Genomic DNA, 14,171 nt, shown 5'->3' with positions numbered 1-14,171 from the left:
TCCGCCATGAACTGCACCCGACTTTCCACCCTGGCTGTCGCGCTCCTGGCCGGCGCGATGTTTTCCGGGTGCTCGCAGCCGCAATCCACCACGATCGAGGCGCCCGCGGCCGCGCCTCCCGCACTGCAGCCGGCCAACGCCGACGCCCTGCATTTCCGCATCGGCACACTCGATGCCTACGCGCTGAAGGATGGCGACATCGAGATCGCCAACGACGGCAAGACCTTCGCCGTCGGCCAATCGATCGCCGACGTGAACGCGCTGTTGGCCGCGGCGGGACAGCCCACCGACGTGCTGCACCTGAGCCTGCAGCCATTGCTGGTCCGCAGCGGTGAGCGCGTGCTGCTGTTCGACACCGGCTCGGCGGACGCCTCGTTCGCGCGCGCCGGCCGCCTGCCGGACTCGCTGCGCGCGGCCGGCGTCGAGCCGGCGCAGGTCACCGACATCTTCATCTCGCACCGGCACCAGGATCACGTCGGTGGCCTGCTGACCGCCGATGGCGCACTGGCATTCGGGAACGCCACCGTGCACCTCTCGGCGCCGGAATGGGAATCCCTGCGCAACGACGCGCAGGCCGCCACGCTGGCCGCCGCGATCGCGCCGAAGGTCGTGGCCTTCCAGCCCGGCGCGGCGATCGTGCCGGGCGTGGTCAACGCGGTGGCCGTCGACGGGCACACGCCCGGGCACAGCGCCTACGAGATCGTGTCGGGCGACGAACGCCTGCTCTACCTCGGCGACACGGCGCACCACCACGTGATCTCGGTGCAGCGCCCGGAGTGGACCGTGCAGTTCGACCAGGACGCGCCGCTGGCGCAGGCCAGCCGGCGTGCGCTGCTGCAACGCGCGGCCGACGAAAGGCTGCGCGTCTACGCCGTGCATTTCCCCTATCCCGGCCTGGGACGCGTCGAGGCCAGGGACGACGGCTTCGCCTGGGTTCCCGAGCACTGAGCGGACCACGACGACGACGCACGCGATGGAGGGCAGGAATCCCGGCGGGTGCGGACCGATAATCGTCCACTCTATCGGCCCAGCCGCGATGGACGAGATCGCGGTGATGGAATTCCTGTTCAGCAAGATGAAGAACACCGAGTCCAGCGACGAGTTATTCAGATGACGCGTTGATCCACTGCTTCATTCAACAAAAACGCCTCGCATAGCGAAGCGTTCTTGTTGCAATCCGCGCCCATACAAGCAGCCTTGCCTTCTTCAACGACCGCTGTTGGCATCCATCCGAGATTCATTGCTCCACATGGCGTGCGATACCTCATCAGTCAGACACAATACCAAGAAACCACCATGCGCCTTCCATTCGTCGCAATTCCTGAATCCGAGATTGCCTGAAGGCTCACCATATTTTTTTATGATGGATGACCTCACTTCATCTATCGCCCCATCAGCGAGGACTGGGCGGAACCTGAATGCAAGCTGGTCTATCTTTCCGTCCTTGAGTCCTGCCCAGAGGCGCCCAGGCTTTTTCATGAAGTATTGATTATCGGCAATGCAGGAATTCTCGCAGTTCAAGGAGGGCAGCCTTTCACGAGCATCCCTTAATGGCTGCCCGATCCATATTCCATTCATTTCAAAAACCTCGTCTTCAGCCTTTGGATTGGCCGCCTCCAAAACCAAGAACGGGCAAAACATCAGAATCGCGAAAGTTAATCCCTTCTTCATTGCGGCAACCTCATTCCAAGCCATTCCTGTATTTGTCACGGCACCGTGATAAGTCCTGCAAATCCAAGGCATACATTACTTGCGCGGCTCGCGCAGGAAGCGCGCCATCGACGCGCCCGCGCCGGGCGTGGCCGGCACGAACTGCGCAGCGACGTCGACGAAGCCGCGCATCACCGCGATATCGCGCGGACTGCGGTTGAGCGCATCGCGCAGGTCCGGATCGGCGCCGGCGCGCAGCAGCCGCTGCACCACCGCCAGCAGGCCGTGCAGGGAGGCCAGGTGCAGCGGGCCGAAGCCGCGCGGATCCCGCACGTCCAGCAAGGCCTCCTCGTCGAGCAGCCGTTCCAGGCCGGCCAGGACGACCTGCTCGTCGCAGGCGGTGCCGGGCTCGGCGCGCGCGCCGAGCAGCAGCAGCAGCGGCGTCACCGCGCCGGCGGCGAGCCGTTCGGATTCGGCGCCGGACAGCAGCAGCGTGTCCAGCAGCGCCAGCAGGCGCGGGCGGTCGCGCGCGGTGAAGCCGTACAGCGCCGCGCAGTGCAGCGGGGTCAGGCCCTGCGCGTCGCCGGCATGCACGTCGGCGCCGGCGGTGAGCAGGCGCGCGGCGATGTCCGGCAGGCCCAATGCGGCGGCCAGCATCAGCACGGTGACGCCGCCGGGCAGGCGCTGCTCGATCTGCGCGCCGGCGGCCAGCAGCGCATCGACGATCTCGCCCTGGCGCATGCTCACCGCCGCCGACAGCGGGGTGGCGCCGGTGTTGGCCGCGTGCTGCGGATCGGCGCCGTGCGCGAGCAGCAGATCGACGGTGGCGCGATGGCCGCCGCCGGCCGCGCGCAGCAGCGCGGTGCAACCCTGCGCGTCCTGTGCGTCGACGGCGAAACCGAGGTCCAGCAATCGCCGCACCGCGCCGGCATCGCCGGCCATCGCCGCGGCGGGCAGGTCGGACGGGCGCAGCGCGCGCTGCGGCAATGGCCAGCCATGCCAGTCCAGCCAGTCGGCCAGATCGCGGCGGCCGCTGGCCAGCGCCACGCCCAGCGGGGTCTGCCCGTCGGCGGCGCGCGAAGCGGGCGAGGCGCCCTTGGCGATGAGCTGCCTGATCGCCGGCTCGCGGCCGAGCGCGGCTGCCAAGTGCAGCGCGCTCATGCCGTGACCGTCGCGCGCCTCGCGGTCGACGCCGAGATCGAGCAGGCGATCGAGCAGGCGCGACCAGCCCAGCCGCACCGCCAGCGACAGCGGCGGATCGCCCTGCGGCGAGGCGCCGAACGGATCGGCGCCGCGTTCCAGCAGTTCCAGCGCGAACGGCTCGGCCTGCGCGGCGTCGGCACTGTTCTGCGCGCAGGCAGCGAGGAAGCGCGCCAGTCCGCCCGCGCCGGCCGGCGATGCGCCGCGCGCCAGCAGCACCCGCAACGTCGCCAGCGCATCGGTGCCCGAGGCCAGCAGCGCGAACACCGGCGTGTCGCCGTCGGCATCCGGCACTTCGGCAGGCGCGTCGTGGCGCAGCAACCATTCGATGCGCGCCGGCGCCATGCGCAGCGCCGCATCGTGCAGCAGCGCGCCCAGTTCCCCGGGCGGGCACAGCGCCGCCAGCGCGGCCATGCTCTCGTCGCGGCCGGCCAGCAATCCTTCGCGCAGCAGCGCGGCCGGCGGCCGGTGGTCGGCCACGCGCGCTTCTTCGTCCTCGCCGGCGCGCACCGCCAGCGGCAACGGGTAGGCCGGATCGAGCAGCGACACCAGCGTCCAGCGGCCGGCGCTGGCGGCCAGATCCGCCGCGCGGCGATCCTGCGCGTCGGCCGCCTGCGCATCCACGCCCCATTCCAGCAGGCGCCGGATCAGCGCCGGCGAGGCGCCCTCGCCCTGGCAGGCGTGCATCAACGCATTGCGTTGCTGCGCGTCGTGCGCTTGCCGGTCGGCGCCGGCCTCGGCCAGCTTTTCCAGCACCGCGATGCGGCCGCCGTGGGCGGCGTCGAGCCAGGGCGTGCGGCCCTCGCCGTCGCGCGCCTCGACCTGGGCGCCGGCGGCGAGCAGCTTCTCGACGATCTCGGCATGGCCGGCGCGCGCGGCCGCGTGCAGCGCGCTGTGGCCGGCGGCGTCGCGCGCGTCCACCCGCGCCTTGTGCCGCAGCAGCAGTTGCACGCCGGCCGGGTCGTCCTCCTCGGTGGCCGCGGCGGCCAGCAGCACCGGCTGCGCGCCCGGCGGCTCGGGCCGAGCGCCGCGTTCGAGCAGGAACTTGGCCAGCCGCCAGTTGCCTGCGCCGCAGGCCACCCCGAGCGGGGTCAGGCCTTCCTGGTTGATCGCGTCGATGTCGGCGGCGGCATCGCGCAACAGCGCGACCACGCCGGGATCGGAACTGCGCGCGGCATGGTGCAGCGGGGTGTTGCCGTCGGCGTCGGCCACGCGCGGATCGGCGCCGTTGGCCAGCAGCGTGGTCACCGCGTCGGGCCGGCCGTGCCAGCTGTCGCGGGTGGCGGCCAGCAGCGGCGTCATCCCGGCGTGGGCCTGGTTGACGTCCACCCCGCGCGCGATCAGCGTGCGCAGCAGGCGCAGGTCCGGCAGCACCGCCGCCAGCACGCCGAGGCTGCGCTGGTCGCGCCATTCCGGCAGCGGCAGCGCGTGCGGATCGGCGCCGGCGTCGATCAGTTCCAGCGCGCGCTCGACCCGGCCGCCGCGCGCGGCCTCGAACAGCGCCAGCTCCAGGTCGTCCTCGCGCGCCGCCGCATCGATGCCGGCCGGCGCCGTCATCGTCGCGGCCGGCTGCGGCATGTCGATCACCGGCAGGCCGTCGGCGGCAGACACGCGCTGCAAGGCCAGGTGCAGTCCCGGCAGCGCCAGCGCGTAGACGATGGCCACGTAGACGCGCGCCGAGGCCGGCAGCAGGCCCGGCCATGCCAGCGCCAGCCCGGCGGCGAGGATCAGCAGCGCCAGCATCGCCACGCCCAGCCCGCGCCAGGCATGGAACTCGCGCTCGGCCAGCGCGCGCAGGTGCCAGCCCAGCGTGCCGCCGTCGCGCTCCATGCCGTGCCACAGCGGCCAGGTCCGCCACAGCCCGATGACGGCCACCGCCAGCGCCGCGCTCAGGCCCAGCGCGGCCATCAGCGAACCGCTGCCGCGCAGCGCCGCCAGCGGCCAGGCGACCAGCAGCGCGCACAGCGCCAGCGCCGCGCCCCACATCAGCGCCAAGCCGCCGGCCTCCGCGCGCAGCGCGCGCCGATCCCCGGACCACGGCCGGGTGCCGGCATGCCAGGACACCGCCAGCGCCAGCGCCGGCTGCGCCAGCCACGCGCCGGCGGCCGCGGCGATGCCGCCGGCCAGGGCCGACGCGGCCAGCGCCAGGCCGGCCGCCAGCGCGATCAGCGCGGCTTGCCGCGACGACGAGGAGACGGAACGCTCAGGCATCGTCCTGCCGTGCCGGCAGCGGCGAAGGGGGGAACTGGATATGGAAACCGCGCTCGACCAGGTTGCGCCGTACCACCGCGGCGTCCTCGCGCGCCAGACGGCGTTCCGGCGTCAGCGCCACTTCCAGCACGAAGCCCAGCGCTCCCAGCGGTTCGCGCAAGGGCGCGGGCACGCTGTCGAAATCGTCGCGCCGGGCCAGGTACAGGAAGGTATCCGGCTTGCGCTGGCTCTTGTAGACGTAGGCTTGCATCCGCGCGTACTGCGCCTGCGGGTCGGGGGACAGGCGGGGATTGTGGAGGAAACGCCCGGCCCGCGAAACCCGCGCGCGCGTTGCGCGGCATGACCTGTGGCCGGCCCGGAAGCGCGCGCAAGGCTGGTACGCTGCGCGCTTCACATGGCAATAACGGTAACCCGATGCGTCCTGCCCTCGTCGCCCTGTTCCTGCCGCTGGCATGGCTGGCTCCTTCCGCCCACGCCCAGCCCGTTCCACCGCTAACCATCGAACAGGTGATGGCCGACCCGGACTGGATCGGCGCGCCGGTCGAGCGCGCCTGGTGGGCCTGGGACGGCCAGCACGTGCAATACGAGCTGAAGCGCGAGGGCAGCCTGATCCGCGACAGCTACGAGCAGGCGATCGACGGCGGCGGCGCCGGCGCGCGCGTCGAGGACGCCCAGCGCGGCCGGCTCGACACCGCCAACCCGGTCTACGACGCGCAGCGCCAGCGGGCATTGTTCGTGCGCAACGGCGACGTGTTCCTGCGCGACCTGCGCAGCGGCGCGCTGACCCAGCTCACCCGCACCGCCGAGGTCGAGACGCAGCCGCGCTTCGCCACCGACGGCGGCGTGATCTGGCGCAGCGGCTCGACCTGGCTGCACTGGTCGCCGCAGGGCGGCATCGCCCAGATCGCGATCCTGCGCGCCGAGAAGGATCCGGCCGCCGATCCCAAGCCCGACGCGCTGCGCGAGCAGCAGCTGCGCACGATCGCCACGCTGGCGCGCGACCGCGAGCAGCGCGAGGCCGCACGCAAGCAGGACGAAGCCTGGCGCAAGGCCGACCCGACCCGCGCGCCGGCGCCGATCTACCTGGGCGAGGAGGTCCGCATCGAGGACGGCGCGCTGTCGCCGGACGGCCGCCACGCGCTGGTGGTGACCCGCCGCAAGAACGCCGACGAGGGCCAGGGCGGGCGGATGCCGAAGTACGTCACCGAGTCGGGCTACGAGGAATTCCAGGAAGTGCGCACCCGCGTCGGCCGCAACGCGCCGCCGGCGCACCAGTTGTGGCTGGTCGACGTGGACGCCGGCGGCGTGCGCGAGATCAAGTTCGACGCCCTGCCCGGCATCGCCGCCGATCCGCTGGCGGCCCTGCGCAAGGCTGCCGGCAAGGACGCGCTGAAGGGCAACCGCGACGTGCGCGTGGAGAACGAGAGCGGCGCGGCGATCGCCTGGAGCGACGACGGCCGCCAGGTCGCCGTGCAGATCCACGCGGTGGACAACAAGGACCGCTGGATCGCCAGCGTCGACCTGGAGCGCGCGCAGCTGCAGCCGCGCCACCGGCTGACCGACCCGGCCTGGATCAACTGGGGCTTCAACGAGTTCGGCTGGCTGCCGGACAACCGCACGCTGTGGCTGCTGTCGGAGGAATCGGGCTGGTCGCACCTGTACACGCAGGAAGGCGCGGGCAGGCCCGTCCAGCGCACGCGCGGGCGCTGGGAAGTCTCCTCGCCGGTGGTCGGCGCCGACGGGCGCAGCTTCTTCTTCGTGTGCAACCGCGCCGCGCCGGTGGACTACGAGGTCTGCCGGCTCGATCTCGATGGCGACCGGATCGGCGAGGTGACCGCGCTGGACGGCGTGGAGGACTTCTCGCTCTCGCCCGATGGCGCCAACCTGCTGGTGCGCCATTCGCGCAGCTACCTGCCGCCGCAGTTGTCGGTGGTCGGCCTGGACGGCCGCGCGCGCGCGCTGACCGACACCCGCAGCGCCGCGTTCAAGGCGCGCGAGTGGATCCAGCCGGAGATCGTGCAGGTGCCGTCGAAGCACGGCGCCGGCGCCGTCTGGGGCAAGTACTACGGCCCGGACACGCGGGAACCGGGCAGGAAGTACCCGATCGTGATGTTCGTCCACGGCGCCGGCTACCTGCAGAACGTGCATCAGCGCTATCCGGCCTACTTCCGCGAGCAGATGTTCCACAACCTGCTGGTGCAGCGCGGCTACATCGTGCTGGACCTGGACTACCGCGCCAGCGAGGGCTACGGCCGCGACTGGCGCACCGCGATCTACCGCAACATGGGCCACCCGGAGCTGGAGGACTACCTGGACGGGCTGGACTGGCTGGTCGAGCAGCGCCAGGGCGATCGCGAGCGCGTCGGCATCTATGGCGGCTCCTACGGCGGCTTCATGACCTTCATGGCGCTGTTCCGCAAGCCCGGCGTGTTCAAGGCCGGCGCGGCGCTGCGGCCGGTGGTGGACTGGACCCAGTACAACCATTCCTACACGTCCAACATCCTCAACACGCCCGAGGTCGATCCCGAGGCCTACCGCGCCTCCTCGCCGATCGAGTACGCCGAAGGCCTGCAGGACCACCTGCTGATCGCCCACGGCATGATCGACGACAACGTGTTCTACAAGGACTCGGTGGTGCTGGCGCAGAAGCTGATCGAGCTGCACAAGGACGACTGGGAACTGGCCTCGTACCCGCTGGAACGCCACGGCTACGTGCGCGCCGACTCCTGGCTGGACCAGTACAAGCGCGTGCTGAGGCTGTTCGAGCGCCGGCTCAACCCGCCGCCTGCCGCCGGTGAAGCGCGATGAGCAGCCTGCCGCCGCCGCTGTCGCCGACGCGCCGCGGCGGCTTCGTCACCCCGCTGGCGAAGATCTCTCTGCTGCTGGCCGTGGCGGCGGTGCTGTACTCGCTGGCGCAGCTGGCGGTGGCCGTGGTGCTGCCGGTCGACGGCATCGCCGGCTTCTTCGAGGAGACCGGGCTGCTGATGCCGGCATCGATGCGCTGGCTGCTGGACCACCTGCCCGTGCTGTCGCTGGCGGGCCTGGCGATGTCGTTGGTGTTCCTGATCAGCGCGTGGGGGCTGCTGCGGCGGCGTGAATGGGGCCGGCTGCTGTTCATCGCCTTCCTCGCCGTCACCGCGCTGGGCAACTTCGCCGGCGTGCTGCTGGTCGCGCAGATGTTCGACGCGATGCAGTCGATCTTCCCGGACAGCCTGGCCGGCACGCCGGAGATGGCGCAGTTCGAACAGCAGATGCTCGTCAACCGCAGCATCGCGCTGGCCAGCAGCATCGTCACCGCGCTGGCGTTCGCCGTGCTGCATGCCTGGGTGATCCACAAGCTGTGCACGCCGGCGGTGCGGGCGGAGTTTCGCTGAGAAACGGGGATTGGGGATTGGGGAAGCGTGGCGGCGGGCCGCTAGAATAACGGCATGAACGACATCTCCCCCGTCCGTGACTACCTGGCCGATCTCCAGGACCGTATCTGCGCCGCCATCGAGGCCGCCGATGGGCAGGCCCGCTTCCGCGAGGATGCGTGGACCCGCGACGCGCAGGCCGGCACCGCGCTCGCGGGCGGCGGGCGCACCCGCGTGCTGCGCGACGGCGCGGTGTTCGAGCAGGCCGGCATCGGCTTCTCCGACGTCTCCGGCAGCAGGCTGCCGCCTTCGGCCAGCGCGCATCGTCCGGAGCTGGCCGGGGCGTCGTGGCGCGCGGTCGGCGTGTCGCTGGTGTTCCATCCACGCAACCCCTACCTGCCGACCACCCACGCCAACGTGCGCCACTTCCGCGCCGAGCGCGATGGCGAGACGGTTGCCTGGTGGTTCGGCGGCGGCTTCGACCTCACCCCGTTCTATCCGTTCGACGAGGACGTGCTGCACTGGCACCGCACCGCACGCGAGTTGTGCGAACCGTTCGGCGGGCAGGCGCGCTATGACGCCCACAAGCGCTGGTGCGACGAGTACTTCTTCCTGAAGCATCGCGACGAGACGCGCGGCGTCGGCGGGCTGTTCTTCGACGATCTGGGCGAGGATTTCGGGCGCGACTTCGGCTACCTGCGCGCGGTCGGCGACGGCTTCCTCGACGCCTGGCTCCCCATCGTCGAGCGTCGCAAGGACACGCCCTACGGCGAGCGCGAGCGCCAGTTCCAGCTCTACCGGCGCGGCCGCTACGTCGAGTTCAACCTGGTCTACGACCGCGGCACGCTGTTCGGCCTGCAGAGCGGCGGCCGCGCCGAGAGCATCCTGATGAGCCTGCCGCCGCTGGTGCGCTGGGAATACGGCCACGCGCCGGCGCCGGGCAGCGCCGAGGCGCGCCTGCAGGACTACCTGCGGCCGCGCGACTGGCTGGCGGAGCTGGGCTGAACCCCGGGACGCGATGCGGCAATGGCGCCGCAGGCGGGCAAGCCGCCGCCGCAATCCGGAACGCCGGTTCAGGCCTTGCCCTTGCGGGGCACCACGGTGATGGTGCCGTCCACTTCCAGGGTGATCAGGGCCGCTGCCGACAGGTCTTCGAGACCATTGTCGCGCAGCGCCTCGTCCACGTCGGCGCGGGCGATGTTCTGCCGGCGCAGCACCTCCTGGAACAATTCCCCGTCACGGCCCAGCAGCACCGGGCTGCCCTGGGCGAGATGATCGAGCCTGCGGCTGCGCGCGGTCGCGAATCCCACCAGCCAGTTGCAGCCGATCAGCGTGGCGGCCAGGATCATGCCGCCGAGCAGCGAGACGTCCTCGCCGATCAGCGAGTTCTGCACCGCCGTGCCGAGCAGCACCACCACCAGCAGATCGAAAGGGGTGAACTGTCCGACCGTGCGCTTGCCGGAAAGGCGCAGCATCACCAGCAGGATGAAGTAGACGGCGACGGCGCGGAGCACGAACTCCCACCAGGGCATCGCCAGTTCCAGCAGGTCCGACATGGCCGTTCGCTCCCGGCGGGTATGCGGCCACGCTAGGCCAGGCCGCGTCACCCTTGCGTCAACGCACCTTCCTCGGTTGGCCCGCCGTGGGAGCGACGTCAGTCGCGACGCGGCTTTCCCGGCGCCCCCTGTCGCGACTGACGTCGCTCCCACCGGGAAGGGGATGATGGCCGCTCGACTTCGGCCCGGTGATCCCACCTTCTGATGGCAGGCCAATAAAAAGCCCCGCGGACCAGGGGGAGGTCGGCGGGGCCAGGGGAACGGAAACCTGGGGAGGGGTCGCCGTTCCGGTAGATCGCTCCAGGGGATGGGAGAGATCAGCGACAGACGTTGCATCTGTCGAGGGCTATGAAAACACTTCCAACATGGACAGATCGTGAAGCAAACGGTTAATAAACCGTGATATTTAGGGCGGATTCATTTACTGAACCTGCGGGTACATGAATGACTACCCCCGACATCTGCGGCAAGTGTTTGAGTGGAAACGGGTTGGCCGCGCAACTGGGTTCAATGCGCCTGATCCCAGTCGTCGCCGACGCCGCTGTCGACCACCAGTGGAACATTGAGTTGTGCCGCCGACGACATCAGCGCCTTGGCGTGAACGAGCAAAGTCGGCACAAAGTCCTCGTCGGCCTCGAACACCAGTTCGTCGTGCACCTGCATCAGCATCAGCGCGCGATCGCGGTGTTCGGCCAGCCAGGCGTCCACGGTGATCATCGCGCGCTTGATGATGTCGGCGGCGGTGCCCTGCATCGGCGCGTTGATCGCCGCGCGTTCGGCGCCGGCGCGCAGGTTCTGGCTGCGCGCGTGGATGTCGTTGAGGTAGAGGCGGCGGCCGAACAGCGTCTCCACGTAGCCCTGCTCGCGCGCCTGCTGGCGCATCCGCTCCATGAAGTCACGCACGCCCGGGTAGCGGCTGAAGTACAGCGCCACGTAGTCCTGCGCCTCGCCGCGCGAGATGCCGAGGTTGCGCGCCAGCCCGAACGCGCTCATGCCGTACATCAGGCCGAAGTTGATCGCCTTGGCGGCGCGGCGCTCGCTGGCGGTGACCTCGTCGATGGGACGGCCGAACACCTCGGCGGCGGTGGCCTTGTGGATGTCGGCGCCGGCCTCGAACGCGCGCACCAGGCCCGGGTCGCCGGACAGGTGCGCCATGATGCGCAGTTCGATCTGCGAGTAGTCGCAGGCGATCAGCTTGCGGCCCGGCGGGGCGACGAAGGCCTTGCGGATGCGGCGGCCGTCGTCGGTGCGGATCGGGATGTTCTGCAGGTTGGGATCGGACGAGGACAGCCGCCCGGTCGCCGCGCCGGACTGATGGTAGCTGGTGTGCACGCGGCCGCTGTCGGGATTGACCATCTCCGGCAGCTTGTCGGTGTAGGTGCTGCGCAGCTTGGCCAGGCCGCGGTACTCGAGGATCACGCGCGGCAGCTCGTGCTGGTCGGCGATCGCCTCCAGCGCTTCCTCGTTCGTGCTGGGCTGGCCGGTCGGCGTCTTCACCATCACCGGCAGCTTCAGTTCCTCGAACAGCAGCGCGCACAGTTGCTTGGGCGAATCGAGGTTGAACGCGCGCCCGGCCAACTCGGTCGCCTTCTGCTGCGCGGCCAGCATGCGCCGCGACAGGTCGGCGCTCTGCCGGCGCAGTTCCTCGGCGTCGATGCGCACGCCGTTGGCCTCCATCCGCGCCAGCACCGGCACCAGCGGCATCTCGATCTCGCGGTACACGCGCTCCAGCGCCGGTTCGGCCGCCAGCCGCGGCGCCAGCGTTTCGTGCAGGCGCAGGGTGACGTCGGCGTCCTCGGCGGCGTAGCGGGTGGCGTCCTCGATGGCCACCTGCGAGAACGGGATCTGCTTGGCGCCCTTGCCGGCGACCTGCTCGTACTTGATCGTCTCGTAGCCGAGGTAGCGGCGTGCCAGCGAGTCCATGTCGTGGCGGCTGGCGGTGGAATTGAGCACGAAGCTCTCCAGCATGGTGTCGTCGTGGTAGCCGCGCACCTCGACACCGTGGCGGCGCATCACGTGCAGGTCGTACTTGCCGTGCTGGCCGATCTTGCGCTTGCCCGCGTCCTCCAGCAGCGGCCGCAGCGCGTCCAGTGCGGCGGCGCGATCGATCTGCGCCGGCGCGCCGGCGTAGTCGTGCGCCAGCGGCAGGTAGGCGGCCTGGCCGCTCTCGACGCTGAAGCTCATGCCGACCAGGTTGGCGCGCAGCGCGTCCAGCGAGTCGGTCTCGGTGTCGAAGGCGAACGCCGCGGCCGCGCGCAGGCGCTGCAGCCAGCGGTCGAGCTGCTCGCCGGTCAGGATGGCCTCGTACTGGCCGGGCGCGGACAGCGCGGCATCGGGCGCCTCCACGGTGGCCGTACCACCCCGGGCATAGCCGGCGGCGGTGCCGCGCACGCTGTAGGCGGTCTCCGCGCCGGCCACGGGCGCGGGCGCGCCGGTGGATGCGCCATCGAGTTCCTTCAGCGCCTGGGTGAAGCCGTAGCGCTGGTACAGCGTGCGCAGCGCCTCGACGTCGCGCGCCCGCAGCGACAGCGTGCGCGGACCGCCGGCCAGCGCGACGTCGGTCTTGATGGTGACCAGTTCGCGGTTGAGCGGCAGGCGCGGCAGCGCAGCGCGCAGGTTGTCGCCGATCTTGCCCTTGATTGCGGGCGCGGCGGCGATCACGCCGTCGAGGCTGCCGTATTCGGCCAGCCACTTGGCCGCGGTCTTGGGGCCGCACTTGTCCACGCCGGGCACGTTGTCGATGGTGTCGCCCATCAGCGCGAGCAGATCGACGATCTGGCCGGCGCGCACGCCGAACTTCTCGATCACCGCCGCGTCCGAATCCATCCGGCTGCCGGTCATCGTGTTGACCAGCTCGATGCCCGGGCGCACCAGCTGGGCGAAATCCTTGTCGCCGGTGGAGATGGTCACCGCGATGCCGTCGGCCGCGCCCTGCAGGGCCAGCGTGCCGATCACGTCGTCGGCCTCGACGCCGGGCTCGCGCAGGATGCCGATGCCCAGCGCCTCGACGATCGCGCACATCGGCTCGACCTGCGCGCGCAGTTCGTCGGGCATCGGCGGGCGGTTGGCCTTGTACTGCGGGTAGAGATCGTCGCGGAAGGTCTTGCCGGGCGCGTCGACGACGAAGGCGACGTAGTCGGGCTGTTCCTTCAGCGTGGCGCGCAGCATGTTGACCACGCCGAACAGCGCGCCGGTCGGTTCGCCCTGCGCGTTGCTCAGCGGCGGCAGCGCGTGGAAGGCGCGATAGAGATAGCTGGAGCCATCGATCAGGACGAGTCGGGTCATCCGATCATTCTACGCGCCGGCCCGGCGACCGGCGTCACGCCCCGCGACGGCGCCACGGGCGCATAATCGCCCCACACCCGAACCTGTCTGGAGTCCGCCATGTCCGGCAAGACGCTGCGTTGTGCACTGTTCCTCCTGCTGCCGGTCCTGGCGGCCTGTGCGACCGGCACGCCGGATCCGGGCGTGGACCTGGCCAACGCGCAGGTCGCCGTGCGCACCGAGGCCAACGGCGACGTGATCGAGGAATACCGCGTCGGCGGCCAACTGCGCATGGTCAAGGTCACGCCGGTGCGCGGCGCGCCCTACTACCTGATCGACGAGAACGGCGACGGCCGGCTGGACAAGAGCAAGGGACCCGGCGACGTGTCGCCCGTGTACTGGAAGCTCTACGGCTGGTGAGGCGCAGCCGCCGCGCTCAGCGGATGACCAGCACCGGGATGCCGCTGCGCGCCAGCACCTCGCTGACCTGGCTGCCCAGCACCAGCCGCCCGAGCCCGCGGCGGCCGTGCGAGGCCATCACGATCAGGTCGCTGCCGCGCTGCTCGGCGGTCTCGATGATGCCATCGGCGGCGTAGCGGTTGGGCACGTGCACGGTCTCGGCGGTGATGCCGGCGGCGGCGGCGGCATCGCGCGCCGACTGCAATACCCGCGTCGCGGTCGCCTCCTGCGCGCGCTGGTATTCGGGCAGCAGGGCGAACGCCGGCCCGCCCAGCGCGTCCTCGTAGCCGCTGATCGGCGGCTCACTGACGGTGACCACCGCCACTTCCGCCTGCAACTGCGTGGCCAGCGCCAGGCCGTGCTCGAGGCCGCGCGCGGCCAGCTCGGAACCATCGATGGCGATCAGGATGCGCCTGTACATCGTCCGTCTCCTTCCACTGTCGCGATGACGACAGCATGACACGGGCGGCCGCGGCCG

At 70.8% G+C, this 14,171-nt stretch carries 11 protein-coding genes; 5 read left to right on the top strand and 6 right to left on the bottom strand.

Annotation, left to right across the window (positions count from 1 at the left end; all coding sequences use genetic code 11):
- Positions 1–6 precede the first annotated feature (6 nt).
- Positions 7–948 carry an MBL fold metallo-hydrolase gene (locus tag AAG688_RS02410; RefSeq protein ID WP_411833779.1) on the top strand — a complete coding sequence of 314 codons (942 nt, stop codon included), beginning with the start codon at positions 7–9 and terminating at the stop codon, positions 946–948.
- 258 nt (positions 949–1,206) lie between these two features.
- Here the strand turns inward: AAG688_RS02410 and AAG688_RS02405 are convergent, their stop codons facing one another.
- From AAG688_RS02405 to AAG688_RS02395, 3 genes are all read right to left on the bottom strand, one after another.
- Positions 1,207–1,671, bottom strand: a complete 465-nt coding sequence (locus AAG688_RS02405; RefSeq protein WP_411833778.1) for a hypothetical protein — start codon at positions 1,669–1,671, stop codon at positions 1,207–1,209.
- 75 nt (positions 1,672–1,746) lie between these two features.
- The gene (locus tag AAG688_RS02400) at positions 1,747–5,061 is read right to left on the bottom strand and encodes an ankyrin repeat domain-containing protein (protein ID WP_411833777.1); all 3,315 of its coding nucleotides are present in this window, start codon (positions 5,059–5,061) and stop codon (positions 1,747–1,749) included.
- Positions 5,054–5,311: a YcgL domain-containing protein gene (locus tag AAG688_RS02395; protein WP_411833776.1), complete on the bottom strand. Its 258-nt coding sequence runs from the start codon at positions 5,309–5,311 to the stop codon at positions 5,054–5,056. The genes AAG688_RS02400 and AAG688_RS02395 overlap by 8 nt, the downstream gene beginning before the upstream one ends.
- A gap of 164 nt (positions 5,312–5,475) precedes the next feature.
- Here AAG688_RS02395 and AAG688_RS02390 point away from each other — a divergent pair, with 164 nt between their 5' ends.
- Genes AAG688_RS02390 through hemF form a run of 3 tightly spaced genes read left to right on the top strand, consistent with a single transcriptional unit; the run spans position 5,476 to position 9,419 of the window.
- Entirely contained in the window at positions 5,476–7,869 is a 2,394-nt protein-coding gene (locus AAG688_RS02390; RefSeq protein ID WP_411833775.1) for a prolyl oligopeptidase family serine peptidase, read from the top strand.
- Positions 7,866–8,435, top strand: coding sequence for a hypothetical protein (locus tag AAG688_RS02385; protein ID WP_411833774.1), 570 nt, complete (start codon positions 7,866–7,868; stop codon positions 8,433–8,435). Before AAG688_RS02390 ends, AAG688_RS02385 begins: the two co-directional genes overlap by 4 nt.
- A gap of 54 nt (positions 8,436–8,489) precedes the next feature.
- Positions 8,490–9,419, top strand: coding sequence for an oxygen-dependent coproporphyrinogen oxidase (gene hemF / locus AAG688_RS02380; RefSeq protein ID WP_411833773.1), 930 nt, complete (start codon positions 8,490–8,492; stop codon positions 9,417–9,419).
- 68 nt (positions 9,420–9,487) lie between these two features.
- On the opposite strand, the gene AAG688_RS02375 is transcribed toward hemF, so the two are convergent.
- Both AAG688_RS02375 and polA read right to left on the bottom strand, forming a co-directional pair.
- Entirely contained in the window at positions 9,488–9,970 is a 483-nt protein-coding gene (locus AAG688_RS02375; RefSeq protein WP_411833772.1) for a DUF421 domain-containing protein, read from the bottom strand.
- Positions 9,971–10,477: 507 nt separating this feature from the next.
- Positions 10,478–13,255: a DNA polymerase I gene (polA, locus tag AAG688_RS02370; protein WP_411833771.1), complete on the bottom strand. Its 2,778-nt coding sequence runs from the start codon at positions 13,253–13,255 to the stop codon at positions 10,478–10,480.
- 99 nt (positions 13,256–13,354) lie between these two features.
- Here polA and AAG688_RS02365 point away from each other — a divergent pair, with 99 nt between their 5' ends.
- On the top strand, positions 13,355–13,654 hold the full coding sequence (locus AAG688_RS02365) for a DUF2782 domain-containing protein (protein ID WP_411833770.1): 300 nt from the start codon (positions 13,355–13,357) through the stop codon (positions 13,652–13,654).
- A 16-nt stretch (positions 13,655–13,670) separates the two neighbouring features.
- Here AAG688_RS02365 and AAG688_RS02360 read toward each other — a convergent pair whose 3' ends face one another.
- Positions 13,671–14,114, bottom strand: coding sequence for a universal stress protein (locus AAG688_RS02360; protein ID WP_411833769.1), 444 nt, complete (start codon positions 14,112–14,114; stop codon positions 13,671–13,673).
- Between the last annotated feature and the right edge of the window lie 57 nt (positions 14,115–14,171).

Origin of the sequence: Pseudoxanthomonas mexicana (assembly GCF_046736355.1) — a bacterium.
Taxonomy (GTDB): Bacteria; Pseudomonadota; Gammaproteobacteria; order Xanthomonadales; family Xanthomonadaceae; genus Pseudoxanthomonas_A; species Pseudoxanthomonas_A mexicana_B.
Note: the sequence above shows the minus strand (reverse complement) of the source record. Positions and strands in the feature narration are given on the sequence as shown.

Coding starts and splice junctions, on each gene's coding strand:
- AAG688_RS02410 (WP_411833779.1), top strand. CDS start 7: ATGAACTGCACCCGACTTTCCACCCTGGCTGTCGCGCTCCTGGCCGGC.
- AAG688_RS02405 (WP_411833778.1), bottom strand. CDS start 1,671: ATGAAGAAGGGATTAACTTTCGCGATTCTGATGTTTTGCCCGTTCTTG.
- AAG688_RS02400 (WP_411833777.1), bottom strand. CDS start 5,061: ATGCCTGAGCGTTCCGTCTCCTCGTCGTCGCGGCAAGCCGCGCTGATC.
- AAG688_RS02395 (WP_411833776.1), bottom strand. CDS start 5,311: ATGCAAGCCTACGTCTACAAGAGCCAGCGCAAGCCGGATACCTTCCTG.
- AAG688_RS02390 (WP_411833775.1), top strand. CDS start 5,476: ATGCGTCCTGCCCTCGTCGCCCTGTTCCTGCCGCTGGCATGGCTGGCT.
- AAG688_RS02385 (WP_411833774.1), top strand. CDS start 7,866: ATGAGCAGCCTGCCGCCGCCGCTGTCGCCGACGCGCCGCGGCGGCTTC.
- hemF (WP_411833773.1), top strand. CDS start 8,490: ATGAACGACATCTCCCCCGTCCGTGACTACCTGGCCGATCTCCAGGAC.
- AAG688_RS02375 (WP_411833772.1), bottom strand. CDS start 9,970: ATGTCGGACCTGCTGGAACTGGCGATGCCCTGGTGGGAGTTCGTGCTC.
- polA (WP_411833771.1), bottom strand. CDS start 13,255: ATGACCCGACTCGTCCTGATCGATGGCTCCAGCTATCTCTATCGCGCC.
- AAG688_RS02365 (WP_411833770.1), top strand. CDS start 13,355: ATGTCCGGCAAGACGCTGCGTTGTGCACTGTTCCTCCTGCTGCCGGTC.
- AAG688_RS02360 (WP_411833769.1), bottom strand. CDS start 14,114: ATGTACAGGCGCATCCTGATCGCCATCGATGGTTCCGAGCTGGCCGCG.